This window comes from Bombilactobacillus sp. ESL1094 (assembly GCF_058107425.1).
This window is the reverse complement of record NZ_JBYLUM010000001.1, coordinates 287,855-313,780: the sequence shown is the minus strand read 5'-3', so window position 1 is coordinate 313,780 and position 25,926 is coordinate 287,855. Positions and strand designations below refer to the sequence as shown.

The window sequence follows — 25,926 nt, the reverse complement described above, 5'->3', positions numbered from 1 at the left end:
AGTTAGTTTTGGACGTATGTAATCCCCGAAAGGGGAGTTATCCTTTAATATCCGTTAGTATCGTCATAGTCATAACTAGCGTTAGCATTCACTTCATCAATAGCTTGCTGTCCTTTATCTGTTGGTGTACCGTCAGCATTCAAATAACCATTCTGTTTCTCCCAGTCAATCTGTCCTTGAACCCAAGCGTCGGGACTACCATCGGGATTGGAACCAGCCGCATGGTCTTGACCGGGTAATAGTGGATTGCCGTTTGGATCGTAACCGCGTTGCATATTTATTTGACTTTGAGTTAACGGTTGCTGTTGCTGGCTTTGCTGACCACTATTCTGTTGTTGGTCTTGCTGTGGCTGTTGAGTCTGAGCTTGACTATTATCATTAGCTTGCTGATTTTGTGCAGTTTGATTATCAGCCGACTGTTGAGCTTGTTTATTGGTTTTCTTAGCTTTTTTTCTGACTGTTTTAGTTTTCTCTTTGTGTATTCTATTACTACTTTTTGATTTTTTAACGTGTTCAGTTTTTGATTGGTTCGTCTTGGTGCTAGATTTAGTTGAAGAGCAGCCTACTAAACCTAGTGTGATTAAGGTAGCAGTTAATACTGTACATATTTTCTTCATGTGGTTGCCTCCGTAACATTTACTAAATTTCAAAAAAATAACGATACATTATTGATTGTTATAATTCAGAGGGATTTTGATTGTGCCTAATTTGGTGTCGCTTTCTTCATCTTTGGCATTAAATAATAAAGGACTTTCGTTGTTTGCTAGTTCTAAAACTGCAACACCTTGTGCTTGGGTTTTCGGTTTTAATTTTGATTCAGAGCTATCCTTATCTAATTGTTCATAATCTGGGTGTGCATCTTCCCAATCACTATCCACTATACCCATATCCAAGTCTTTATACGAATCTCCATCATCTTGTTGCCAATCGCCAGCATCAAGCATCAATGAATAAGCATCCTGAGGTTCATCTGATAAATTAGTGGCATTGTAATAAACTAAAATAGTGGATTTACCTTCATATCCCGGTACTATTTGAGCACTAGTAAACTGAATTTTCTCATCAGAAGTTCGTACGGTCATGCTTTTCTTATCAATCATTGGCATAGTTTTTTTAATTTCATCAGCAACTTTACCAAAATGTGCCATAGACCTTCTATAAGGAGACAACTTTTTATCTTTAATATTAATTCCTAGCGCTTTACGAGATTTGCCTAAGTAAGGTGCCATTGCATTAATCTCAGCGTTTGCTTCCTTAAAATCAGACTCTTCAAATGCAACAGATGAATTATGGAGATATTTATTTAACTTAAGTACATTTTTTTCTGTTTTTGTTTGTTCACTATTCTTAAGTTTTTTAATCGTTTTGCTAGTGAATTTTTTTGCTTTCTCTGCGGATGGCTTAGTTAAATTTTGGTTTGTTTGCATGCTATCGGCGTACTTTTCATAAACAGCACCAGTTAAATTGGTGTCTTTGTAAACTATTTCTTTCAATTCGCTCTTGCTGATTTTTGTTTCTTGCTGTTGGCTGTTATTACTGCCACAACCAGCTAATATGCTAGCAGCCATTAAACCTATGACTGATGCTTTTAATCCATTCTTCACTTAAATTCCCCCTCAATACAGCTTTTAAAGTCAATCAGTTTTGGACTATCATAGTTATTAATTCTAATGATTTTTAGCTTATCATTAATATAATCTAAAATAACGCTTACATATAAATTCAAATAAAACTCTATTTATTTACCTTAATTCAATTAATTCACGAATAATACAAATGTTTTTGCTAATTACTAATATATCATGATATTTACATTTAATTCCAAACAACTTTCTTAAAGCACCTTAATGATCTAAAGTTTAACCTCAAAAAGATTTTACTTGACGATTTTATGAGACCTGTGTCATTCTTATCTTAAATAATTAGGAGGCTTTCATTCATGCGTAATGTTTATTTAAATCACGATGGTAATGTTGATGATTTAGTTTCATTGTTACTGCTCTTACAAATGCCCGATGTTAATGTCATTGGCGTTGGTGTCACCGATGCCGATGGTTATGTGGATCCCGCTGCTAGTGCTTCACAGAAAATCATTGATACGTTTGGACAAGCCGGACGCCGACCAGCAGCAGTTGCTAAATCAGACTCCCGGGCGGCTCATCAATTTCCTAAAGAGTGGCGCTTGAGTGCTTTTTCGTTTGATGATTTTCCAATTTTAAATGAACATGGCGCACCCAAAACGCCCATTGCTGCTAAGCCAGCGCATTTGGATATGATTGACAAGATTCAAGCTGCTAGTGCACCAATTACGTTGGTCATGACCGGTCCGTTATCCGATTTAGCGCGGGCATTAGATGCAGATCCCAGCATTGTTAATAAGATTGACCGGTTATATTGGATGGGCGGAGCTTTGAATAGTCAAGGTAATGTTTTTGAACCCGGCGCTGATGATACGATGGAATGGAATGCTTATTGGGATCCGATTGCTGTCAAAAAAGTCTGGGATTCTGATTTAAAAATTACAATGGTTGGTTTAGATAGTACGGATCAAGTTCCTTTGACAAAAGAGTTGCGGTTACGTTGGGCAAAACAGCGCCAGTATCCAATTTTAGATTTAATTGGTCAGGGCTATTCTTTGGTGCACTCGTTTGAAGCTAATTCAATCTATTACTTATGGGATGTGCTGACCACATTGTTAAGCAATTATCCTGAATTGGCGGATTCTAAAGTGGTTAAGTCAGACGTTTCCACCACTGGAGCTTCCCAAGGTCGAACTTATCAAACGGACCAAGGTCGCGAAGTAACGTTCGTAACGAATGTTGATGCCGAAGCTTTCTACGACAAGATTGATGAATTAGCTAAAATTAATTATTCAGCTCAGAAATAAAGTTCAATCATTTAATAGCGTATTGCTGCGTCGTTTGTAGGCGCTGAACACGCTATTTTGCTGTTAAAGGATCTGTGGTTATTTTTAATACAGCTAGCGTGGATATAAACAAAAATTAGCTGCAAATTATTTGTGAAAAAGCTTGCACCGATGCTTGTTAAATTATAAACTGAACTTAAATAAATCATTAAGGGGTTTATGATTTAATGATATTAAAAAAATTTATTAGACGGTCAGTTTTAATCACAATTTTAGGAGTTGCTGGTGTCAGTGGTTCTGTTGTTCATGCAGAGACAGGCACAACACCAATTATTAAAGTTGAAAATACGTTAGCACAAACGCAAACTTTACCAGTTCCGGAAATTAATGTTAATTCGACTGATTATCAAATTCACGAAAAGCAAATGCGGGGCGAGATTACCGATATTCCTAATTTACAATTGCCACCGATGGCGCAAAATAACGAGTTTGTTCAATTAGCTAATCGCTATATTGGAGTGCCATATGTTTATGGGGGTACTACACCTGCAGGATTTGATTGTTCTGGATTAGTTCAATATGTGGGGCGCCAGTTGGGTCTAGCTTTGCCACGAACTTCGCAAGAACAGAGTTTAGTGGGACAGTATGTGCCATTAGATCAATTACAGGTTGGTGACCTCATCTTTTGGGGCGCACCCGGGAGTGCTGAACATGTGGGAATTTATGCCGGTAATGGTGAGTATATTCATGCTCCTCAGCCAGGAGAAAAGGTTCGGGTAGGCCAATTTAAATGGTTTAAACCAGATTTTGGTCGCCGATTAAGTAATTGAGGCACAGATGTTAAAAATATTAAGTGCAATTTTTATTATTAGTTTAAGCATTTGGCAATTCTACCGGATTTATCAAAATGCTAAGCGGCCCATAGGTAAACAATTTCAAATGATTTGGCGAGTGGCCCAAATTGGTAACTTAGTGTTGGCCATTCTGTTATTGATATTGGGTGGTCGAATTTTGTTCATAACTTAATTTACAAAGTAAAAAAAGTCCCTTAATTATTAGATTTGTTGTAATCTAATTACCAAGGGGCTCTTTTAATGTTATGAATTTTTGAAAAGTTAATAACAGGTTCCAGGATAAACTTGATAAGTGATGTTATTAAAGTCAAAGGTTGCTAATTGACTCAACGTAATATAACAAGTGGCACTAGGAATCAGCATTAAGTTGATGGCTTCTTGATTATCGTCGGGAATGACGGCGACAATAGGTTTGTGATTAGCATAGGCATAACCGTATTCAAAAGCCATCCCAGTGTCTGCATGTGTTGGTAAAAACATGCCACAGACTACGTCAGAACGATCAATTCCTGCGAGATCACCACGAAAAGTGCCAATTTGCCATAAAGGATCAGCCAACATTTCTGGTTGTTTGGTCACATCGACATCATTAAATTGGTGTTCCAGTGGTCGAAAACTATTTTCCCAATCAACCGTTGGGTTTTGTGCTAAAGCGGCTTGACCTTGTTGCATATATTGTTCTTCTTCCGGACTAAACCAAGAACAAGCCAAGTAGAGTGATTTTTTTTGGGTCATGAGAAAACTCCTATCAAGATAAATTAAGTATAATGAATTAATTATAGCGTATTTTAGTCAAAAAACCATGCGGTTGTGCTAAAAGAAAAATTTGGAGTAGCAATTGTTTAATCAACGTTAGTTATTAAAATTTTAAGTAGTATTTTAAGGAGGAATTGCGATGTTAAGTTTAGCAATGGGTTCAGATAATTATTACCCAGTTACAGATGACCGGTGTTTTCAAAAGACGGAGTTGACTTTGCCAACGATAAAAGCGAATGATTTGTTGGTGGAAGTCTTAGCGACTGCTGTCAATCCGATTGATATTGCGACGCGTAAAACATTACACGCTTTAAAGCAACCTCGCGTTTTGGGATTTGATGCTGTTGGTATTATTCAACAAGTTGGTTCCGCCGTTCGAGATTTTTATCCTGGAGAGCGGGTCTTTTACGCCGGCGATCTGAAGCGACCGGGTAGTAATGCCCAATTACAAGTGGTCGATCAGCGCTTAGTAGCGTTAGCTCCCCAAAAATTGTCCGTGGCTCAAAGTGCTGCTATGCCTTTAACTGCTCTGACAGCCTACGAATTACTTTTTGAAAAATTACATTTAACGTTGAATACCTTAGCTAATCAAGCTAAATCTATTCTTATTATTAACGGTGCTGGTGGTGTTGGTTCAAGTGCGATTCAATTAGCTAAGTTGTGTGGCTTGCAGGTTTGGGCGACGGCTTCACGCCCAGAAGCTGTCGCTTGGGTCCAAAAGTTAGGAGCGGATCATGTTTTAGATCATCATCAAGATTTAGTGTCGCAAGCACACCAGCAACAGTTTGACTATATTTTAGTTTTGAGTGATGTCGATGCGCATTGGCAAGAGATTATTCAACTCATTCAACCAGCAACTGGCATGATTGGCACAATTACTAATATGAGTCAGCACCAGATTAACGATTTAAAACGGTTAAGTGTTAGCTTTTGCTGGGAGTGGATGTTTGCGAAAAGTTATTATCAAACTTCAAATTTGGCTTCACAAGGTCAGTATTTGCGCCAAATTGCAGCTTGGCTAGATCAAGGTTTACTGCACTCCACGTTAACCAAAGAAATCACTGGGTTTGAAGTTGCGAGTTTGCAACACGCAACCCAGCTGGTAGAAAGTCAACATACCACGGGAAAGGTTGTGTTGACGTATGGTAAGCCTTAAACTGTATTCTATAAGTAAGATTTGAATAATTGATGTGGAGATAATTTATGAAATTATTAATGATTGAGGATAATAAATCTGTTTCCGAAATGATGTCGATGTTTTTTCAAAAAGAAAATTGGGACGTTCATTTTGCTTATGATGGTAATGAAGCGGTAGAGATGTTTAATCAAGAGCCGAATTCCTGGGATTTGATTACTTTGGATCTGAATTTACCCGGTAAAGATGGCTTAGAAGTGGCTAAAGAGATTCGCCAAAAATCGGCCAGTGTGCCCATTATTATGTTGACGGCCCGTGATTCTGAAAGTGATCAAGTTTTAGGTTTGGAATATGCGGATGAATATGTCACGAAACCGTTTAGCCCGATTACCTTAATTGCTCGGATTAAAGCCTTGCATCGGCGCAGTGAATTAACTGATACCGAAACTTCCACGGCTAGTGATAAAAATTTTGATATTCAAACTAAATATTTCAAACTGAATAGTAATACTCGTGAAGCTTATTTAATGCAACAAGAAATTCCTAATCTAACTCCTAAAGAGTTTGATTTGTTGAAAACTTTGGCTAATAAGCCGCGCCAAGTCTTTTCGCGGGAACAATTGTTACAACAAGTTTGGGGCTATGATTATTTTGGTGATGAGCGGACGGTTGATGCCCATATTAAAAAATTACGCCAAAAAATTGAACAAGTCGGTCCCCAAGTGATTCAAACTGTTTGGGGAGTAGGTTATAAGTTTGACGATTCGGATTTAGGTGCATCATGAAATTAATCTATCAATATATGTTAGGTTTTTTGATCGTCGTGGGAACTTGTCTAGGAGTTATCTCCATTGCAGTTTATAGCTATAGTGAAAATATGGCTTATCGTCAAACCTGGGTGCAATTGGAGGGCTATTCAGATAACTTACAAAAAATGGCGCTCAAAGTGAATCCCCGCACGGGCAATATTGATAACATTACCGCAGACACTTTAGAATCAATGCAAGAAGTTTTGGCAGACCAAAAGGTTAATTTTGTCATGTTTGATAAAACGGGGAGTGAGATTTATCCGAACCGAACGCAACGGCCGGTAATTGATCACCACACGTTAAAATTATTAAAAGCGGGAAACGTTATTCGCGAGCGCAATAGTCATGAAAACGAACGGCCGCGAGTTTATAATAAGCAGCCGATGACTTATATTATGAAGCCTTGGTTTGATCATAATAATAAATTAGTGGCGGTGTTATTGGCTGGTTCTGAAGTATCAGCGATTCAAACCAGTATTAATACGATTAAACATAACTTATTAATAGCATTATTAATTTCAGTGTTAATTGCTTTGGTTATGAGTTGGTATTTGGCTAATTGGCAAGTCAAACGGATTGATAAATTACGGCGCGCGACTAAACAAGTCGCGGGTGGCGATTTTGATGTTCAAATTGCTGCGGATGGTCAAGATGAACTGGATGATTTGGCTAATGATTTTAATGCGATGACTTTATCATTACAAGAGTCTGATCAAGAAATTAAACGCCAAGAACAACGTCGCAAAGAGTTTATGGCCGATGCTTCGCATGAGATGCGCACACCGTTAACGACAATTAATGGGTTATTAGAGGGCTTGGCTTATGATGCTATTCCCGAGGATCAGCGTGAGCATAGTATCCAATTAATGCGCAATGAAACTAAACGTTTGATTCGCTTAGTTAATGAGAATTTGGATTATGAAAAAATTCGGACTAACCAAATTCCGTTGCATCAACGAACTTTTAATGCCACGGATTGTCTAAATAATATTATTGCGCAATTAAAAGAAAAGGCGGAATCGGCACAAGATCAATTAATTTTGCAAGCACCGGAGAAGTTAGATGTTTATGCGGATTATGATCGGTTTATTCAAGTAGTTTTTAATATTACCCAAAATGCTATTCAATTTACCCAACAAGGTTGGATTAAAATGACGGCTTGGCATGATGACCAACAACAGGCCGTCATGATTACGATTAGTGATAATGGCATTGGCATGAGTGAAGACCAAGTGAAAAACATTTGGGAACGCTATTATAAAGCTGACCCATCCCGCAAAAATACCAAATATGGCGAATCAGGGTTAGGGCTAGCCATTGTGCACCAGTTAATGCAACAACATCAAGGTAAAATCCAAGTCCATAGCCGATTAGAAAAAGGCACGACGTTTACGCTGACTTTTTATGATGAAGATAAGTTGGCTGCAGCCAAGAAAAGCAATCCCCAAGGCGCTTAGTAGCCGACTAGATAACAACTTGGATGAATACCTGAAAAAATTTTTACTAGTTTCTGCAGAATAGATAAATTATAATGAAATTATTCTCATGTTAGGTGGATTAATAATGACAGATAAGACTAGATTATACGCACAATTTCAACCCGAGCATTATGATTTGTATTTAGACATTAATCGAGAAACTAAAATGATTCATGGGCAAACGACAGTGCGCGGTTGGGCTGTGACTTCAACTATTAAATTGCATCAAAAATATTTAACTATTCAAAATGTGACCGCAGCCGATCAAAACTTAACTTTTAGTGTTGATGAACAAAAAGAAACTGTGACGATTGAATTGCCGCAAGCAGGAGCTACGACGGTAACAATTGCTTATGAGGCACCTTTAACTGATTCAATGATGGGCATTTACCCCTCTTATTATCAAGTGGCCGGCCAAACCAAGCAATTAATTGGGACTCAGTTTGAAACGACAGCTGCGCGGCAAGCTTTTCCTTGTGTCGATGAACCAGCGGCCAAGGCAACTTTTAGTTTAGCTATTAAATTTGATGAACACCCTGGTGAAACAATTATTAGCAATATGCCTGAAAAACAAGTGCAGCAAGGGGTGCACTATTTTGAAACGACAGTTAAAATGTCGACTTATTTAGTAGCCTTTGCTTTTGGTGAGTTACAAAAAGTGACGACCACGACGAAAAGTGGGGTAGAGGTAGGCGTCTTTGCTACCAAAGCCCATTCAGCTCAGGAATTAACTTTTGCTTTAGACATCGCCAAACGTTCAATTGAATTTTATGAGGATTATTATCAAACACCATATCCCTTGCCACATTCTTGGCATTTGGCCTTGCCAGACTTTTCAGCAGGTGCCATGGAAAACTGGGGCTTAATCACTTATCGGGAAACCTGTTTACTAGTTGATCCGCAAAACGCCGCTTTAGAAAATCAGCAATATGTAGCGACAGTGATCGCCCACGAATTGGCTCACCAATGGTTTGGCGATTTGGTAACCATGCAGTGGTGGGATGATCTCTGGTTAAATGAAAGTTTTGCTAATATGATGGAATACGTGGCGATTGATGCCTTGCAACCGGATTGGCATATCTGGGAATTGTTTCAAACAGCCGAAGTGCCGGCAGCACTAAAGCGAGATGCCACTGCTGGGGTCCAGTCAGTTCACGTGCAAGTTGAACAGCCCGCCGAAATTGACGCGATCTTTGATAGTGCGATTGTTTATGCCAAGGGGGCACGCATGTTAGTGATGGTGCGCGCTTTGATTGGTGATCAAGCGTTACGGCAAGGTCTCAAAGCCTATTTTGACCAGCACCAGTATGCTAATGCGACTGGCGATGATCTGTGGCAAGCTTTGGGTAATGCTGCCCATATGGATTTAAAAAAGATTATGGATACTTGGTTGGAGCAGCCGGGGTATCCAGTCGTGACAGTTAAACTGCAGGCTGATACATTAGTCTTACATCAACAACAATTTTTTATTGGCGAAAGTCAAGACCAACAGCGGCAGTGGCAAATTCCGTTAAAGAGTAATTTTACAGCCGTACCTCAGTTGATGACGACAGCCACCATAGAAATTCCGCATTATACCGAGTTACGGCAAGCAGCTCAGCAGCCATTACAGTTGAACGTGGAAAATGAATCACACTTTATTGTAGCTTATGATGATCAACTCTTAGCCGATTTGGTTCAAAACGTTAGCGAATTAGATGCGGTGACTCAATTACAAATTTTACAAGATGCGGCGTTATTGGCCGAAGGGCAACAAAAGCCTTATGCTGCAGTTATTCAGATTTTACCGCAGTTTAGTCATAGTACTTCTAATATTGTGAATGCCGAATTTTACCAAATTTTGCGTCAATTGCAAAAATTTGTCCAACCACAAACAGCTGCCGAAACTGCATTAAAACAAGTTTATCGCCAATTTAGTGCGGCGGAAATCAATCGTTTAGGGTGGCTACCTCAAGAACAAGAAAGTCTAGATGATCAGTTAAGTCGCCCAATTTTGATACAAGCGGGTCTTTATGGTGAAAATCCAGCTCTCATTCAACAAGGGCATCAATTATTCGGTCAGTATCAAGCTAATTTGGCTAGTTTTCCAGCTGCCACGCGAGCAAGTTTGTTAGTTAATGAAGTGCAAAACTATGGCAATGCGGCGTTGTTTGAGCAATTAATGACTTTATATCGGCAAACTAGTGTGGCTGATTTAAAGAGTGATATCGCTGCTGCGATGCCCAAAATAGCAGATCCATCATTATTACACCAGATGATCGCTTTATTTGAAGATAGTCAAACAATTAAACCGCAAGACTTACGGGCTTGGTATCGGGGCGTGTTACTTAATCCTCAGGGGCAACAACTAGCTTGGGATTGGTTACGCAGCGATTGGAGTTGGCTGGAACAAAGCTTAGGTGGCGACATGGAATTTACTGCGTTTATTACGGTGACCGCGAATGCCTTTCATACACCAGAGCGTTTAGCAGAATTTCAACAATTTTTTGAGCCCAAAGTGGCTGTGCCCGGTTTAGGTCGAGAAATTACTATGGATGAAAAAGCCATTGCTGGTCGCGTCGCTTTAGTTCAAGAGCAACAACAAGGAGTGCAAACAGCAATCAAGGAATTAATTTTAGCATCATTTTAAAGCTGAAGTTAGAGGCTGAGATCAAAGTCGCTCAAAGCTGATTATTGCGATTCAATTTTGGTGTTACTAACACTTAAGAAAGTTATAATCATACTCAGCGATTTTTTTCTTGGCTTCTTTGCTGTTTTGATGGCATTCCGAAAGAAATTAATGAGGAGTAAGATCATTTTGTTTAAAATATTCAAGCAACCACAGCAATTAAAGACTGAACTGTTAGCGGGGGTTACCAGTTTTTTCGCCATTTCTTATATTATTATTGTTAACCCGCTAATTTTAAAGGATGCCGGCATGCCAGTTAATCTGAGTGTGTTTGCGACGATTATTATCTCGGCAATCGGCTGTTTAATTATGGCTTTTTGGGCAGATGCACCGGTGATCTTGACCCCAGGAATGGGCGTCAATGCCTTTTTTACGTATACCTTAGTAGTTAACCTCAAATTTAGTTGGCGAGAGGCCTTAGCAGTTTCTATCTTAAGCAGTTTGGCGTATTTAGTGATTGCTTTTACACCACTAGTACACTTGTTAGCTAAAACAATTCCAGCTAGTTTAAAAACAGGGATTAGCGTTGGGATCGGCTTGTTCTTGGTCGAGCTGGGGTTAAAAAAGGCGGGACTCATTGTAGCAGGTCATAATGGTTCCTTAGTAGCAGGAGGCAACTTAGCTGCGCCAATAACGTTACTGGCCTTATTTGGCTTAGTATTAACGTTAGTTTTATATTTAAAAAAAGTTCCAGGTTATTTTATTATCGGTATTATTACGAGCAGTATCTTAGCGGTTATTTTTCATTTACAAGCAGCTGCTCCCCCAGTCAAATTAAGTCAATTAACCCAAATGTCACAGTTAATTAATCAAGCTAATTTTAGTCAAATTGGAAATTTGAAATTTTGGTTGGCGGTCTTTTCTTTGACCATGATTTTAGTATTTGAATCCATGGGGCTATTGACTGGCATTTTACCTGACCAGAAAAAATTTCCGCGAGCCTTTCAAAGTAGTTCCATTACAGCTGTATTATCTGGAATTCTAGGCAGTAGTCCGACTGTTGCCGCGGCGGAAAGTGCTGCGGGAATTGAAAGTGGGGGTCGCAGTGGGATTGTATCTTTAGTAGCAGCTATTTTATTTAGTGCTTCGTTGTTTGTAGTCGGTGGTTTAAAATATATCCCTCAAGCCGCGATTGCACCGGCTTTGATCTTGACAGGGGCTATGATGATGCAACAATTGCAAACTTTAAATTTACAAGATTTTAGTGAATGGTTTCCGGCGTTTTTGATTATTACGTTGATTCCGCTAACTGGTAGTATTGCCACGGGGTTAGCTTTTGGTTTTGTGAGTTATCCTGTGGTTAAATGGGCCACTAAGCAAGGTCAGCAATTAAATGCCACATTGCTAGTTTTAAGTGGTTTATTTTTATTAGATTTAATTGTGAATGCTATTTTATAGTTAAGTTGAGAATAAAACAAAAAGCATTGGTTCAACTGTGAATTCGTTACTAGAATGTTGAACTAATGCTTTTTTAGTTAGTTTGTTTAGCTTATTTTTGGGGAACTTCATAGAGAAAATTATCATTACCATCTAGTTCAGGGGCATTGCTCTTATATAAATCAGTAGTCGTTTTATTATTATTTTTGGAATAAAGACTCGTTGATTTATCCCCCAAAGCATCGCGTGTTTTCATTAAGTGTTGAAATTCGTTTTGATAGTTATAGTCCTTAGGATTGACAGGGGTAAAGCCCTTGGGAGTGTAAAAGCGCAAGAGATTAGTTTTATTGACGGAATCTGATAAACTCAGTTCAGTATCCTTCTTTTGGGCAATTTGGCGTAGTTTACTTTTCAATTCTGGTGTTGGATCAGTGATTAATTGACCATTACTGTTTTGATAAATGGTCATTTTGTTATTACTATTATTAATCACGGTATACTTAGGTGTCACGAACGTATGGTTACGGAAAATGACATTTTGGTCATGTTGCTTAGATAAGAGGTCATTGCCCATAAAGATGTAAGGTTTAGTATTGACACCCAAGAGATTTAATAAAGTGGGCAAAACATCAATTTCTCCACCATATTGTTTTTGAATTCCTCCCTTCAATCCGGGCATATGAATCATAAACGGAACACGTTGCAGTTGAATATGATCGAATTGACTCCAAGTTTTCGGATCATGCCCAATGACCGGCGCAACGTCTTTTTCATCACCTTCACTTAGTCCAAAGTGATCACCATAAAGAATGATAATCGAATTGTCATACAAACCACTAGCCTTTAAATAGTCGAAGAATTCGTGAACAGCTTCATCAAGATAATGTGCAGTGCCAAAATAATTATTGACCATTGTATTATTAGTATCCGGTTTTTGAAAACCACCGAGGTCATCATTGGCTAATTCAAAGGGGTTGTGATTAGTGACTGTCAAAAATTTAGCGTAAAATGGCTGTTGCAGCTGTTCTAAATATTTGGTACTTTCCGCAAATAACAGTTTATCTTTGCTGCCCCAATAAGTGTTACTATCGGCAGTTTGTTGAAAATACTTTTGATCAAAGAAATAATTGTAGCCCATATTTTTGTAAACAGTGTCGCGACTCCAAAAAGAACCAATATTACCATGAAACGCCGCCGAGGTGTAACCTTGTTGTTGATTTAAAATGGCCGGTGCGGCTTGGAAGGTATTGTTAGATCCTAAACTAGTAAAAAAAGATCCTTCAGGTAAGCCAAAAAGCCCCGTTTCTAACATAGTTTCTGCGTCACTTGTCTTGCCTTGACCAACTTCGTGGAAGAAATTGGAAAAAGCTAGGGTATTATCGGAATGATAAAGACTATTTAAAAAGGGAGTTACTTCTTGACCCTTCACTTTACTATCGATCAGGAATTGTTGAAAACTTTCGAGATGAATGATGATAACATTTTTGCCTTTAGCAATGCCTTGATACTTGGGATTAGGTGTGGCGTAATGTTGTTTGACGTAAGATAAGACCGGATCCATATTAGCTCCTTGCGCTCCGGAGCGGAGATTGTTACTTTGGGCGGTTTTAAAACTATCATATGCTAAAAAAGAATTCAGTCCCAAATATTTAACAATATAGGTGCGATCAAAGGTCCGCATTAATAATTGTGGTCGACTTAATTCGGCTAAAAAAACGTTAGCGGCTAACATGGTTAAACTCAGACTGGTAATTAAAAAAGCTTGTAACTTACTAGTGGGCTTGGGGTCGGCAGTAACTTTTTTAGTAATCCATAACAAAGCAAAAATTGGAAAATCAATAAAATAAATCCAATCGTGTACTTTAATCATGGCAATGGCACTGCTGCCAAGGCCTTTAGCAACTTTGCCCACACTTAAAATGGTGTTAATACTAATAAAATCACTAAATTCGCGGTAATATAAAATATTGCTATATAGTAATATTGTTTCTAAAACATAAATGGCTAGAGTGGTCCAATAATATGGTTTCGCTTTTTTGAAATAAAGTGGCAAGCTCAATAAGAGTAAACTTGTAGCAATGGGATTCATAATGAGTAAAAAATGCTGAAAAGGATCAGCGGCGCCCATATTAAAATCTAAGTAATAAGCAATGACGGTTTTTAACCAGAGACCTCCGGTTAAGATTAATAACCAGCCACTGCGCCGAGTGTTCATTTGGTTGTGCATTTTCATGAATTAATTTCTCTCCATAATAGTATCATTCATAATTTTACCATTTAATTATGGTAACAGTGAGGTTAGACATGATTTTCTTAAATTCAATATATCAACAAGTTTATCAGCATTTGGCAGGACGTATTAATCATTTTCCGTTAATTCGGCTGATTTTTTTAAGCCTTGATAAAACTATTTTTTATTTTTTAGTATTCTTACTTTGTCGAATACTGTGGTTAGCTATTTTTCGGCAGGCGACCAGTTTGGGGCACGAATTATTAGTTAATCTGTTTGTGATTTATTTTTTGTTACTGCTCTTTTTGACGGTTTTTCGGCAGGGTTATTTTCCGTGGGATTTTCATTTTTATTGGCATCGTTCCTTAACGGCCATCAATTGGGTGCCCTTAGTGGAAACGTGGAAATTAACTGCCGGTAAATCAATGATTGATTTTTTATATAATTCATTAGGCAATATTTTGTGGTTTGTTCCGTTTGGATTATTGCGTCCTTTAATTAGTCGGGGACAATCTGCAGCTTTGAAAACAATTATTGAAGGCAGCTTATTATCGATTGGAATTGAAAGTTTACAATTTGTTTTGTTAACGGGTGTGAGTGATGTTGATGATGTTATTTTTAACACTTTGGGGGTGATTTGTGGTTATATGATTTACTGGTTGGGTCAGAAAATTTTCTGAAATCGCAAGGCTTGTTCGCAATTGAATATGCTATAATTTGTTCGTAGTACTTATTAAGAAAATCAAGCAAAATTTGGAGGAATGTACATTGACACATATCAAATTTGATGACTCAAAATTGGGCAAATTTGTTCATGAAAATGAACTATCTGAAATGCAACCGTTAGTGACTGCTGCAGATCAAGAATTGCGGCAAGGAACTGGTGCTGGCAATGACTTTCGGGGTTTTTTAGATTTGCCAGTTGATTATGATAAAGAAGAATTTGCCCGGATTAAAGCCGCCGCAGCAAAGATTCAAAAAGATTCCGAAGTTTTCGTAGCTATTGGGATTGGCGGTTCTTATTTAGGAGCGCGGGCAGCGATTGATTTTTTGAGTAGCAGTTTTTACAATATCAAAAATGAAAAAGCAGTACCAGAAATTTACTTCTGTGGTAATTCTATTAGCCCTAATTATTTAAGTGACTTGTTAGCGGTTATTGGCGATCGGGACTTTAGTATTAATGTTATTTCCAAATCAGGTACTACGACCGAACCTTCAATTGCTTTTCGAGTTTTGAAGGCAAAATTAATTGCTAAATATGGTGAAGCCGAAGCTAAGAAGCGGATTTATGCAACGACTGATCGGCAAAAGGGTGCTTTAAAGACAGAATCTGATGCTCAAGGCTATGAAGAATTTGTTGTTCCTGATGATATCGGTGGTCGTTTCTCAGTCTTAACAGCGGTCGGCTTGTTACCAATTGCAGTGGCTGGCATTGATTTAGATCAATTAATGCAAGGTGCAGCTAGTGCACGTAATGACTATCAAAATCCTGATGTGCAACAAAATGAAGCTTATAAATATGCTGCTTTGCGCAATATTTTATATCGTAAAGGCTATACGGTTGAATTATTGGAAAATTATGAACCCAACTTACAGTACTTTGGTGAATGGTGGAAGCAATTAGCTGGTGAGTCTGAAGGTAAAGACCAAAAAGGTATTTTCCCTGCTTCTGCTAATTTCTCCACGGATTTACATTCTTTAGGCCAATATATCCAAGAAGGTAAGCGTAACTTGATGGAAACAGTGATTATGATTGACAAGCCACGTCAAGACGTTGCTATTCCACAAGAAAGCGATAATTTAGATGGTTTACAATACTTGGAAGGTAAGACCATGGATTACGTTAACAAGAAGGCCTATGAAGGGGTCGTCTTAGCGCATACTGATGGTGGTGTGCCTGTAATGAGTGTGCATATTCCAGAACAAGATGCTTATACTTTAGGTTATTTAATTTACTTCTTTGAAATTGCGATCGCTATTTCAGGTTATTTGAACGGTATCAATCCGTTTAATCAACCAGGTGTTGAAGCTTATAAGAAGAACATGTTTGCTTTGTTAGGTAAACCTGGTTTTGAAGAATTAGGCCAAGAATTGAATCAACGGTTATAAAATTTTTAATGTTTTTGCGTCAACAAAAAAAGTCTAGAATTTTCTAGGCTTTTTTTATTGCATAAAAAAGTGGTTTTATTTGCAATCTACTTTTTTTCTTTCACAATATATAGCGGACGGCGTTTCACTTCCAAGAAGATTTTGCCAATATAATTACCAATAATCCCTAGGAAAAATAATTGCATACCGCCTAAAAAGAGGATGATGGAAATTAAAGAAGACCAACCTTTGGTCGGGTTGCCAAAAATCGAAGAACGCACGACGATAAATAATAGAGCTACAAAAGCTAAGAACATGACAATTAAGCCGAGCCAAACCGCTACAATTAAGGGCACTGTGGAAAAATCAGTAATGCCTTCGACAGAATATTTAAATAAACTCCAAAAATTCCAACTAGTTTTGCCAGCAACTCGTTCGACATTTTTATATGGTAAATATTTAGTTTTAAAGCCAACCCAAGAAAAAATTCCTTTCGAAAAGCGATTGTATTCAGTCATCTCTAATATGGCATTGACCATATCGCGGCGCATTAGGCGAAAATCGCGGGCACCCGGAATGATTTGCGTATCGGAAATTTTATTGATGATGCGGTAAAAAAGGTTGGAAAAGAAGGAACGAATCGGTGGTTCACCACTACGATCTTGGCGCATAGTACCAATACAATCGTAATCCGTGGTTTCTAAGAGGTGGACCATCTGAATCAACATGCTGGGGGGATCTTGTAGATCAGCATCCATAATTGTCACTAATTCGCCGTCAACGTTTTTCAGCCCTGCATAAATGCCGGCTTCTTTCCCAAATTGCCGGGAAAAAGATAAATAGTGGCTTTCAATGGTTGGCTCTTCGTGTAATTGGCGTAATTTTTGTAAGGTGTGATCGGTTGAGCCATCGTTAATAAATAAAATATCCGGCTCATATGCTGGTAATTTTTGAAAAGTATGAACGATAGCTTGATAAAATAGCTCCACCGTTTCTTCTTCGTTAAAGCATGGTACAATAATGCTAATTTTTGTCGCCATCAAAGAACCCCCTTGAATATCAGTAATATTTTAACTTTAAAAAAATATAAAAGCTACTATTTATTTAGAATTTGGCAAGGAAGGTCAATGAATATGACAGATTTAGTATTAAAGACAATGGATGATCAACAATTTCAAAGCTTTTTTAGTTCGCAAACAAAAGAATATGCACAGCAAAAGATGTTAAATCACGCTTGGACGAAGCAGGAAGCATTATTTCGAGCGGAGGAAGAGTTTAAATTATTGCTACCGGATCAACAACATACTTACCACAATTTTTTGTATGTGGTGCAAAATATTGAGCAAACAGTGGGTTACGTTTGGCTAGCGGAAGTCATGGATAGTGATTACTCAGCACAACCGTATTTGTTTTTATATGATTTTGCCATCTTGGATACTTTTCAAGACCAAGGTTTGGGGCAAGAAGCTTTAAACTTGGTGATTCATCAGGCACATGATTTGGGTTATCAAGAGCTCGGCTTGCACGTATTTGGAATTAATCATAAGGCACAGCATCTCTATCAAAAGTTGGGCTTTCAGGTAACCGATGTCACGATGAAGCGTTCAGTTTGATTTCTCCTAAATGCAGAGTGTGTTATGATCAAATTGTGAAAAGGAGTGATTAATTTGAGTCAACGACCATTTTATCAAGAATATTTTTATGATGAAAACGTCTATGACCTACATGATGGTGGTTATAAAAAACTGACGTTGCCGCAGGTGCCTAGTAAGGCGCTCAGGATTCCGCCAATTTTAAAGCCAGATAAAGTTCAAGATCATGAGGTATGGTATACCATAGTGGCTCAGGAGTCACAAGCTGCGATTTTACCAGGTGAATTAACCAAGACCTGGGGCTATAATGCTGAGATTTTGGGACAAACGGTTGTCTTGCATGATGGTTGGCATTATCATGTGCATATTGAAAATCACTTACCCGAAACCACGACGTTACATTGGCATGGGTTAAACATTCCGGGTCCCATTACTGATGGTGGTCCCCATGCTCCTATTTTGCCTGGTCAAGCACGTGATATTGAATTTACATTGCATCAAGAAGGGGCGCAAACAGATTGGATGCATCCACATCCGTGTCCCAATACAGCCCGCCAAGTCTGGAATGGTTTAGCAGCCATGGTAATTGTTACTGATGAACATGCTAAAACCTTACCACTGCCTCAAGAATACGGTGTCGATGATTTACCACTAATTCTGCAAGATCGCTCCTATCATGATAATCAATTGGATTATCAAGCCGATTATGATGTGGATGGGACTTTAGGTGAGTATCCGTTAGTGAACGGTACGATCAATGGTGTGTTTAAGGTGACGACTCCGCAAGTGCGGTTACGCTTATTAAATGCTGCTAATCGACGTGAGTTTCGGTTGCACTTTAATGATGGGCGCCGTTTTACGCAAATTGCGGGAGACTGTGGTTTCTTAAAACAAACTATTGATTTAGATCGTTTAATGTTAACTGTTCCTGAACGAGCTGAAATTGTGGTTGATTTTAGTGATTGTCAAGTTGGCGATCAAGTACAGTTGCTGTCTGATGATACGGTTTTATGTACTTTTGAAATTGGTGCCATGACTAAAGCAAAACAAACTATTCCTGATCAGTTATTCGATGTTCCGCAGTGGCAAGCTGATGAACAAGCTCCGGTTCAAAAGGTTGTAATGTCGGGAATGGATGATGAGGTCTTGCTTGATGGTCGGCGCTTTGATATGACGCGAATTGATCGCAAACAATTATTAGGACAAACCGTTGATTGGGAAATTACGAATACTAATGATACTTGTGGGGGGATGATTCACCCATTTCACATGCATGGTTGTCATTTTCAAGTAATTAGTCGTAATGGTCAAGCCCCGTATCCTAACGAAACCGGTTTTAAGGATACAGTGGGTGTTAATGCTGGCGAAACGGTGCGCATTCGAGTTCGCTTTGATGTTTTAGGTATTTTTATGTACCACTGTCATATTTTGGAGCATGAAGATACCGGCATGATGGCGCAAATTGAAGTTTACGATCCTAAGCAACCACGAACTTACCATTTACACGCAATGCACGAAATGTAAAGAAGTTAAGAATTAATCTCAGAAAGGCCTAATAATTAGGCCTTTCTCTATGCTTCATGCACATTAAATTATCCGTAAAATACTATTTTTGAATAAATAGCTAAAAGTAGAAATGAAAGATTGACAAATTTATATTTTTGTTAGAAAATGTTAACCATACTCTAATGAAGTTTCATTAAAGCAACAAAGTTATGGGAGGCATTTTTATGGCGAGTATTAAGGAGCGGATTTTTCGAAAAGAAGATCCGAGTGTTTATGAATCAAAGGATTCACACTTAGTTAAATCTTTAACAACAAAGGACTTTTTGGCTCTAGGAGTGGGAACCATTGTATCGACGGCCATTTTTACTTTACCTGGTGATGTGGCAGCTTTACATGCTGGACCGGCGGTAGTGTTATCGTTCCTAGCAGCGGCGATTGTTGCTGGATTAGTGGCCTTTGCTTATTCAGAAATGGCTTCAGCCATGCCCTTTGCGGGTTCCGCTTATTCGTGGATTAATGTGATTTTTGGTGAATTTTTTGGTTGGGTTGCCGGTTGGGCATTATTAGCAGAGTATTTCATTGCGGTGGCCTTTGTTGGTTCTGGTCTTTCGGCCAATTTTAGGGGATTGATTGAACCTTTAGGTTTGCAATTGCCCAAATTTTTAGCGAATCCGATTGGAACCGCCGGTGGCGGCATTGACTTAATTGCTGCTGTGGTAATTATTGCGGTTGCTCTTTTGTTATCGTTAGGTGCATCTCAAGCTTCTAGAGTAGAAAATGTGTTAGTCGTGTGCAAGGTTTTAGCAATCTTGTTATTTATTGTCGTTGGTTTAACTGCAATTCATCCGCACAATTATGTACCGTTTATTCCTAAGTATCACTTAAACCCTGATGGTAGTGCCTTTGGCGGTTGGCGTGGTATTTATGCGGGTGTTTCGATGATCTTCTTAGCTTATATTGGTTTTGATTCAATTGCAGCTAATTCAGCCGAAGCTAAGGATCCACAAAAAACTATGCCGCGGGGCATTTTAGGCTCGTTATTAATTGCGGTGTTTTTGTTTGTTTGTGTTTCGTTAGTTTTGGTGGGGATGTTTAAGTATACTGCATATGCTAATAATGCTGAACCGGTTGGTTGGGCGTTACGGCATAGCGGTCATAGTTTAGTGGCAGCTATTGTGCAAGCCGTGGCGGTTATTGGTATGTTTACCGCTTTAATTGGAATGATGATGGCCGGTTCACGGTTATTGTATTCTTTTGGCCGTGATGGTTTGTTACCTAAGTGGATTGGTCATTTGGATCAAAAAAATCGGCCTAATCATGCTGTTTTAGTCTTGACGATTGTTGATGTAATCGTGGGCGCTATTTTCCCATTTGGTATTTTGTCACAATTAGTTTCGGCCGGAACTTTAATTGCATTTATGTTTGTTACATTAGGAATTTACGGCTTACGGAAGCGCGAAGGCAAAGATTTGCCGGAACCTGGATTTAAGATGCCCTTTTACCCAGTTATGCCATTACTAGGCTTTTTAGGTTCACTCTTAGTCTTTTGGGGCTTGAGTAAAGAAGCTAAGTGGTATGCCTTAGGTTGGTTTATCATTGGCTTAATTGTTTATTTCTGTTATGGTATTCGGCATTCGTATTTGAACCAAAAAGCCAAATCTTAAAAACTCAATTATTTTAAATTAAAACAAAAATAAGGCTGGAATAATAAGAGCGTAATCTTATTGTTCTAGCCTCATTTTATTGTTATTTTAAAGTTTTAGCTGTTGAGTCCAATTACGGTATGCAATGGCTTCACTGTCATTTTGCAAACTAATCTTGTCCGTAGCTTGGGGCTGATGTAACCAAGCTTCTGACAACTGCGTTTGGCCCATGATGGTCGCATTACCAATTAATTCCATCCAGTATTGATCGGCTTGGTGATGAACTTTGGTTTGAACCATACCGCCCGGATTGTAAACTTGAAGTAGTTGTTCTAACTGGGCTTTTTGCGGATAATTTAAGACTAAAGCTAAGCTGGCCGCAGACATTGCGGTCCCACACGCGTTGGTTAAACCGACACCGCGTTCAAAAGTTTGCACAAAAATTGTTTGCGGTCCCAAAATTTTAACAAAGCTTAGATTAACTCCGTCAGGTAATTCAGGATTGTGGTCATTTAATTGTTGGCCGAGCTGTTGCAAACGAGTTGTATCAATTTCTGGTACAAAAGTAATCAAGTGCGGATTGGGAACGGCTAAAGCGGTAAATTTTAAGTCAGGATCAATCGTGGGAATGACCTGATTGATGACTGGCTCTGTTGGAGTAGTTAAACCGACAGTCTGTGGTTCAAAACTGACGGGGGAGATTTCCACGCCAAAGGCTGGCACGTTGGGTGCCAAATTGGGGTAACGTTTGACGTGTAAACTTTTTTGTGAAGTTTCCACAGTGAAATCATCTTGCTGAAATTTATCTGCTAAATAGCGGGCCACTGTTCGTAAACCATTGCCGCACATTAAAGCTGTTGAACCGTCCGCATTAAAAATTTGCATTTGACCTAAGGCTGTTGGCTCAGTTGCTTGGTCCACGACAAGCAAACCGTCAACCGGCTGCAAAGCGGGAATCTGGGTTAAAGTTTGGACTAATAATTGTAATTCTTGAGTAGTTAATGGTTGTTGTAAAAGGGTTTGGTCCAGCAATAAGAATTGATTGAGTGAACCATGAACTTTGAGTAATTGCACCATATTAAAGTCTCCTATTCGAAAAAACTACGATAAATGGCCCGCACGGCCTTATCAGCGTCTGATTGTTTGGTACCGATCATAATGGAAATACGGGAAGCCCCCTGATTAATCATGTGTAAACCAATATGGGCGTGTGCTAACGGATCAATAATCTTTTTTAAGACCCCAATTTTTTGGCGGAAACCTTCGCCAACAATCATTGTAATGGCGTAATCATCGATCCATTCTAATTGATCGGGATGAAGCGTGTCTTGAATTTCTTGACACATTTGTTTGGCGATTTGAGGTGTAAATTGGCGTTGATCAAAGATGATTGTAACATCATCAATTCCAGAAGGCATATGTTCGTAAGAGATATGATATTTATAAAAAATTTGTAGTAATTTGAGTGTGAAGCCCACTTCTTTGTTGAGTAAATAACGGTGCAAATAGAGAGCCACAAAATGGTTGGACGTGGCCACCCCCGTCATTAATTGTTGAGGGTGAAAGTCTTTTTCAGGTACAATTAAAGTTCCTGGTAAATCGGGATGATTAGTATTTTTGACATTAATCGGAATTTGGGCTTGAATGGCCGGAATGAGCGCTTCATCATGAAAAACAGAAAAACCAGCATAGGATAATTCACGTAATTCCCGGTAAGTCATAGTTTTGATAGCTTGAGGATGCTCAACGATTTGGGGATTAGCCGCATAGATAGCGTCAACATCTGTGAAATTTTCATAAAGATCAGCTTGAAATCCCTTAGCTAAAATGGCCCCAGTAATATCAGAACCGCCGCGGGAAAAGGTCGCAATTTGTTGCTTTTCCGTGAGGCCATAAAAACCGGGCACAATATAATATTGGTGTTGGAGCTTAATTTTTTTGAGGTTAAGATAAGTTTGCGGTAAAACTTCAGCATCATGAGGTTGATCACTAACTAATAAACCGAGATCTTGCGGTGATATGTATTGGGCATCAAGATTTTGATGTTGCAAGATCAGGGCTAATAATTGGGCGGTTAACTTTTCACCATGGGCTTTAAACGCGGCGGTTAAATAATCATTATTGGCGAAAGTGGTAGTGGGTAAAATGTCTAATTGGTGCTTTAAGTCAGCAATTTGCAGACTCGATAAACCAAAAGTTTGGGCAATTTCGACGTAACGTTGCCAAATTTCGGTCACAATGGGGGTAAAATCCTGATGGTTAATAACTAATTGACTGTATTTGATTAGCAAATCGGTTACTTTGGTATCTTGGGAAAATCTTTTACCGGGAGCGGAAGTAACGATAATGCGGCGCTGAGGATCAGCTCGAATAATGGCAATAATTTTTTGAAATTGTGAACCAGTGGCTAGCGAACTACCACCAAATTTAATAACTTTCATAACTAACGAATTCCTCTCTGCTTGATCAATTATTACCCAATTATTAAAATTATTAGGGGATTAATTTGCATTCTAACATTTATTTTTTAATCTGCAACTACTTATTTTTTAACTATCTGCCGAAATAAATTAAAATAGCTTGACAAATATTTTAATTAATTATAATATTTTACATATCGAAGAGGTCGCAATCAACAAGAGTAACTATAGGAGCTGGTCAGCTGAGAATATAGTGAAAGGGGCGATTGCCGAAGGATTAAGTCCAAAGGCCGGGGCTTAAATTCTGGGACATAATTGAATAAATTATGGACTGTCGTAGAAAAATATCTCTACGGAGCGCTTACGACAAACTAATGCCATAATTTTAGCAATGAATGATGGGTTCTTTTGTTCGAAAGCGAGCAAAAGGACCTTTTTTATTATTAATTTTTATTTTTACTGGAGGTCGCAATCATGCAGTCAGCAATGGCATTAAACGCGCAAGGACATTTGACAATCGGGGGCTGCGATGCCCTGGATTTAGCACATAAATATCAAACACCATTGGTTGTGTATGATGTCGCCCAAATTCGGCAACAAGTTCATCAATTTAAGCAAGCTTTTCAACAAGCCGGCGTTAACGCCACGATTAGTTATGCCAGCAAAGCTTTTGCTGTGAAAGCTATTTATCAAGTGATGCAACAAGAACAAGTACATGTTGATGTAGTTTCTTTAGGAGAAATGATGACGGCATTACAAGCCGGATTTCCCGCCGCGCAGATTAGTTTTCATGGTAATAATAAATCATTAGCAGAATTAAATTACGCCGTGCAAAATCAGATTGGAGTCATCATTGTTGACAATTTTGATGAATTAAACATGTTGACACAATTGCTACACGAAAGTTATCCTCAGCGAAAAGTGGCGATTATGCTACGCATTACGCCCGGCATTTCAGCACATACCCATGAATATGATCAAACTGGGCAAATTGACAGCAAGTTTGGCTTTGATGTGCAATCACAGCAAGCACAAGCTGCCTTACAACAGGCTTTGGCAGAACCACAATTACAAGTTATTGGTTTACATGCCCATATCGGTTCCCAAATCATGGCTGTTGAAGGTTTTGAATTGTTAGTTAAAAAGTTATGTCAGTTAGTCGCCAGTTGGTACCAAAAATTTCAATTTGTACCACAAGTCTTAAATCTTGGCGGCGGCTTTGGTATTCAGTATGTTGCAAGTGACGAGGATTTGGCGCCTAAGCAATTTGTTCAAGCCATTGTTCAAACATTACAACAAGCTTGGCCATTAGCTTCACAACCTTTACCAGAAATTTGGATTGAACCGGGACGTTCTTTAGTCGGGGCCGCCGGAGTCAGTCTTTATTCAATTGGAACCCATAAAAAAGTGGCTGGGATTTGTAATTTTGTCACGGTAGATGGGGGCATGGGTGATAATATTCGCCCCGCTTTATACCAAGCGGATTATACTGCTGTGTTAGCTAAAGCACCACAAGCTAAAACGACGCAAACGGTAACTATTGCAGGACGTTATTGTGAATCTGGTGATATCTTAGTTAAGAATCAACCTTTACCGCCAACGCAGCCGGGCGATATTGTAGCAATCTTAGATACGGGTGCTTATGGTTATTCAATGGCTTCCAACTATAACCGCGTAGCACGTCCGGCAGTGGTTTTTGCCGAACGTGGGCATAGCCAAGTAGTTGTCAAACGAGAAACACCGATGGATTTACTTCGTTTAGATCAAGATTATCAAGTAACTGGAGAAGAGTGATTTGTGATGAATACACAAGAAATTATTAATTTTATTAGTCAAGCACCCAAGAAAACGCCGGTGCAAGTAGTAATTAAGGGCGATTTATCTAAGTTACAAGCGATAGCTGGGGTTGAAAGTTTTGTTGGCGAGCAAGTCGGAGTTATTTATGGCGATTATGCTCAGGTGCAAGAATTTTTACAAGTTAACCAAAGCGTCATTACAGCTCAACATTTAACAGTAACAGCGCGTAACTCAGCGGTGCCTTTGTTAGATATTCAGAATGTTAATGCGCGGATTGAACCTGGAGCTTTGATTCGTGATCACGTACAAATTGGTGATCAGGCCGTGGTGATGATGGGTGCCGTGATCAATATTGGTGCTCAAATTGGTGCCGAAACCATGATTGATATGGGCACAGTCATCGGTGGGCGCGCTCAGATCGGTCAACGGGTTCATGTCGGAGCCAACGCTGTGATTGCTGGTGTGATTGAACCGGCTTCTGCCCAGCCCGTTGTTATCGGTGATGATGTTTTAATTGGTGCTAATGCTGTAGTTTTAGAGGGGGTGAAAATTGGATCGCATGCAGTTGTAGCAGCCGGAGCAATAGTGACCCAGGATGTGGCTGCCAATAGTGTGGTAGCGGGAGTACCGGCGAAAGTGATTAAACAAGTTGATACTCAAACACAGCAAAAAACCGGTTTAGAATCTGACTTACGAAAGTTGTGAAA

At 38.9% G+C, this 25,926-nt stretch carries 21 protein-coding genes, 1 pseudogene and 1 riboswitch; of the genes and pseudogenes, 15 read left to right on the top strand and 7 right to left on the bottom strand.

Annotation, left to right across the window (positions count from 1 at the left end):
• Positions 1-44: 44 nt before the first annotated feature.
• Both AC3B5S_RS01655 and AC3B5S_RS01650 read right to left on the bottom strand, forming a co-directional pair.
• Entirely contained in the window at positions 45-617 is a 573-nt protein-coding gene (locus AC3B5S_RS01655; protein WP_489790001.1) for a hypothetical protein, read from the bottom strand.
• A gap of 48 nt (positions 618-665) precedes the next feature.
• Complete coding sequence (locus AC3B5S_RS01650; RefSeq protein WP_489790000.1) at positions 666-1,604, bottom strand: DUF5067 domain-containing protein; 939 nt, start codon at positions 1,602-1,604, stop codon at positions 666-668.
• A 335-nt stretch (positions 1,605-1,939) separates the two neighbouring features.
• On the opposite strand from AC3B5S_RS01650, the gene AC3B5S_RS01645 reads away from it, so the two are divergent.
• The 3 genes and pseudogenes from AC3B5S_RS01645 to AC3B5S_RS01635 all read left to right on the top strand — a co-directional run bounded on the left by AC3B5S_RS01645 (position 1,940) and on the right by AC3B5S_RS01635 (position 3,892).
• Positions 1,940-2,887: a nucleoside hydrolase gene (locus AC3B5S_RS01645; RefSeq protein ID WP_489757387.1), complete on the top strand. Its 948-nt coding sequence runs from the start codon at positions 1,940-1,942 to the stop codon at positions 2,885-2,887.
• A gap of 479 nt (positions 2,888-3,366) precedes the next feature.
• Positions 3,367-3,696: pseudogene (locus tag AC3B5S_RS01640) on the top strand (C40 family peptidase); the annotation flags it as partial.
• Between the two features lie 7 nt (positions 3,697-3,703).
• Complete coding sequence (locus AC3B5S_RS01635; protein WP_489757388.1) at positions 3,704-3,892, top strand: hypothetical protein; 189 nt, start codon at positions 3,704-3,706, stop codon at positions 3,890-3,892.
• An 89-nt stretch (positions 3,893-3,981) separates the two neighbouring features.
• Here the strand turns inward: AC3B5S_RS01635 and AC3B5S_RS01630 are convergent, their stop codons facing one another.
• The gene (locus AC3B5S_RS01630) at positions 3,982-4,455 is read right to left on the bottom strand and encodes a nucleoside 2-deoxyribosyltransferase (RefSeq protein ID WP_489757389.1); all 474 of its coding nucleotides are present in this window, start codon (positions 4,453-4,455) and stop codon (positions 3,982-3,984) included.
• A gap of 160 nt (positions 4,456-4,615) precedes the next feature.
• Between AC3B5S_RS01630 and AC3B5S_RS01625 the strand changes: the two genes are divergently transcribed.
• The 5 genes from AC3B5S_RS01625 to AC3B5S_RS01605 all read left to right on the top strand — a co-directional run bounded on the left by AC3B5S_RS01625 (position 4,616) and on the right by AC3B5S_RS01605 (position 11,964).
• Positions 4,616-5,632, top strand: a complete 1,017-nt coding sequence (locus tag AC3B5S_RS01625; RefSeq protein WP_489774864.1) for a zinc-binding alcohol dehydrogenase family protein — start codon at positions 4,616-4,618, stop codon at positions 5,630-5,632.
• A gap of 47 nt (positions 5,633-5,679) precedes the next feature.
• Positions 5,680-6,396, top strand: coding sequence for a winged helix-turn-helix domain-containing protein (locus AC3B5S_RS01620; protein WP_489769091.1), 717 nt, complete (start codon positions 5,680-5,682; stop codon positions 6,394-6,396).
• Positions 6,393-7,877, top strand: a complete 1,485-nt coding sequence (locus tag AC3B5S_RS01615; protein ID WP_489769090.1) for an ATP-binding protein — start codon at positions 6,393-6,395, stop codon at positions 7,875-7,877. The genes AC3B5S_RS01620 and AC3B5S_RS01615 overlap by 4 nt, the downstream gene beginning before the upstream one ends.
• Positions 7,878-7,983: 106 nt before the next feature.
• Positions 7,984-10,527, top strand: coding sequence for a M1 family metallopeptidase (locus tag AC3B5S_RS01610; protein ID WP_489789999.1), 2,544 nt, complete (start codon positions 7,984-7,986; stop codon positions 10,525-10,527).
• 150 nt (positions 10,528-10,677) lie between these two features.
• On the top strand, positions 10,678-11,964 hold the full coding sequence (locus AC3B5S_RS01605; protein WP_489789998.1) for an NCS2 family permease: 1,287 nt from the start codon (positions 10,678-10,680) through the stop codon (positions 11,962-11,964).
• Between the two features lie 91 nt (positions 11,965-12,055).
• Here AC3B5S_RS01605 and AC3B5S_RS01600 read toward each other — a convergent pair whose 3' ends face one another.
• Positions 12,056-14,176: an LTA synthase family protein gene (locus AC3B5S_RS01600; RefSeq protein WP_489774866.1), complete on the bottom strand. Its 2,121-nt coding sequence runs from the start codon at positions 14,174-14,176 to the stop codon at positions 12,056-12,058.
• A 71-nt stretch (positions 14,177-14,247) separates the two neighbouring features.
• Here AC3B5S_RS01600 and AC3B5S_RS01595 point away from each other — a divergent pair, with 71 nt between their 5' ends.
• Both AC3B5S_RS01595 and AC3B5S_RS01590 read left to right on the top strand, forming a co-directional pair.
• Positions 14,248-14,853, top strand: coding sequence for a VanZ family protein (locus tag AC3B5S_RS01595; RefSeq protein WP_489757396.1), 606 nt, complete (start codon positions 14,248-14,250; stop codon positions 14,851-14,853).
• An 88-nt stretch (positions 14,854-14,941) separates the two neighbouring features.
• Positions 14,942-16,282: a glucose-6-phosphate isomerase gene (locus AC3B5S_RS01590; protein ID WP_489757397.1), complete on the top strand. Its 1,341-nt coding sequence runs from the start codon at positions 14,942-14,944 to the stop codon at positions 16,280-16,282.
• Positions 16,283-16,368: 86 nt separating this feature from the next.
• Here AC3B5S_RS01590 and AC3B5S_RS01585 read toward each other — a convergent pair whose 3' ends face one another.
• A complete protein-coding gene (locus tag AC3B5S_RS01585; protein WP_489757398.1) occupies positions 16,369-17,301 on the bottom strand; it encodes a glycosyltransferase family 2 protein in 933 nt (310 codons plus the stop codon).
• A 93-nt stretch (positions 17,302-17,394) separates the two neighbouring features.
• Between AC3B5S_RS01585 and AC3B5S_RS01580 the strand changes: the two genes are divergently transcribed.
• The 3 genes from AC3B5S_RS01580 (at position 17,395) to AC3B5S_RS01570 (ending at position 21,023) form a co-directional block, all read left to right on the top strand.
• A complete protein-coding gene (locus tag AC3B5S_RS01580; protein WP_489769088.1) occupies positions 17,395-17,874 on the top strand; it encodes a GNAT family N-acetyltransferase in 480 nt (159 codons plus the stop codon).
• A gap of 45 nt (positions 17,875-17,919) precedes the next feature.
• On the top strand, positions 17,920-19,377 hold the full coding sequence (locus AC3B5S_RS01575; protein WP_489769087.1) for a multicopper oxidase family protein: 1,458 nt from the start codon (positions 17,920-17,922) through the stop codon (positions 19,375-19,377).
• Positions 19,378-19,583: 206 nt separating this feature from the next.
• Positions 19,584-21,023 carry an APC family permease gene (locus AC3B5S_RS01570; protein WP_489757401.1) on the top strand — a complete coding sequence of 480 codons (1,440 nt, stop codon included), beginning with the start codon at positions 19,584-19,586 and terminating at the stop codon, positions 21,021-21,023.
• 87 nt (positions 21,024-21,110) lie between these two features.
• Here AC3B5S_RS01570 and dapF read toward each other — a convergent pair whose 3' ends face one another.
• Both dapF and AC3B5S_RS01560 read right to left on the bottom strand, forming a co-directional pair.
• The gene (gene dapF / locus AC3B5S_RS01565; protein ID WP_489789997.1) at positions 21,111-22,079 is read right to left on the bottom strand and encodes a diaminopimelate epimerase; all 969 of its coding nucleotides are present in this window, start codon (positions 22,077-22,079) and stop codon (positions 21,111-21,113) included.
• A gap of 11 nt (positions 22,080-22,090) precedes the next feature.
• Entirely contained in the window at positions 22,091-23,443 is a 1,353-nt protein-coding gene (locus AC3B5S_RS01560; RefSeq protein WP_489769085.1) for an aspartate kinase, read from the bottom strand.
• A 171-nt stretch (positions 23,444-23,614) separates the two neighbouring features.
• Positions 23,615-23,794, top strand: a riboswitch (Lysine riboswitch).
• Between the two features lie 102 nt (positions 23,795-23,896).
• Here AC3B5S_RS01560 and lysA point away from each other — a divergent pair.
• Both lysA and dapD read left to right on the top strand, forming a co-directional pair.
• On the top strand, positions 23,897-25,216 hold the full coding sequence (lysA, locus tag AC3B5S_RS01555) for a diaminopimelate decarboxylase (protein WP_489769084.1): 1,320 nt from the start codon (positions 23,897-23,899) through the stop codon (positions 25,214-25,216).
• 6 nt (positions 25,217-25,222) lie between these two features.
• Entirely contained in the window at positions 25,223-25,924 is a 702-nt protein-coding gene (dapD, locus tag AC3B5S_RS01550) for a 2,3,4,5-tetrahydropyridine-2,6-dicarboxylate N-acetyltransferase (protein ID WP_489769083.1), read from the top strand.
• Positions 25,925-25,926 lie beyond the last annotated feature (2 nt).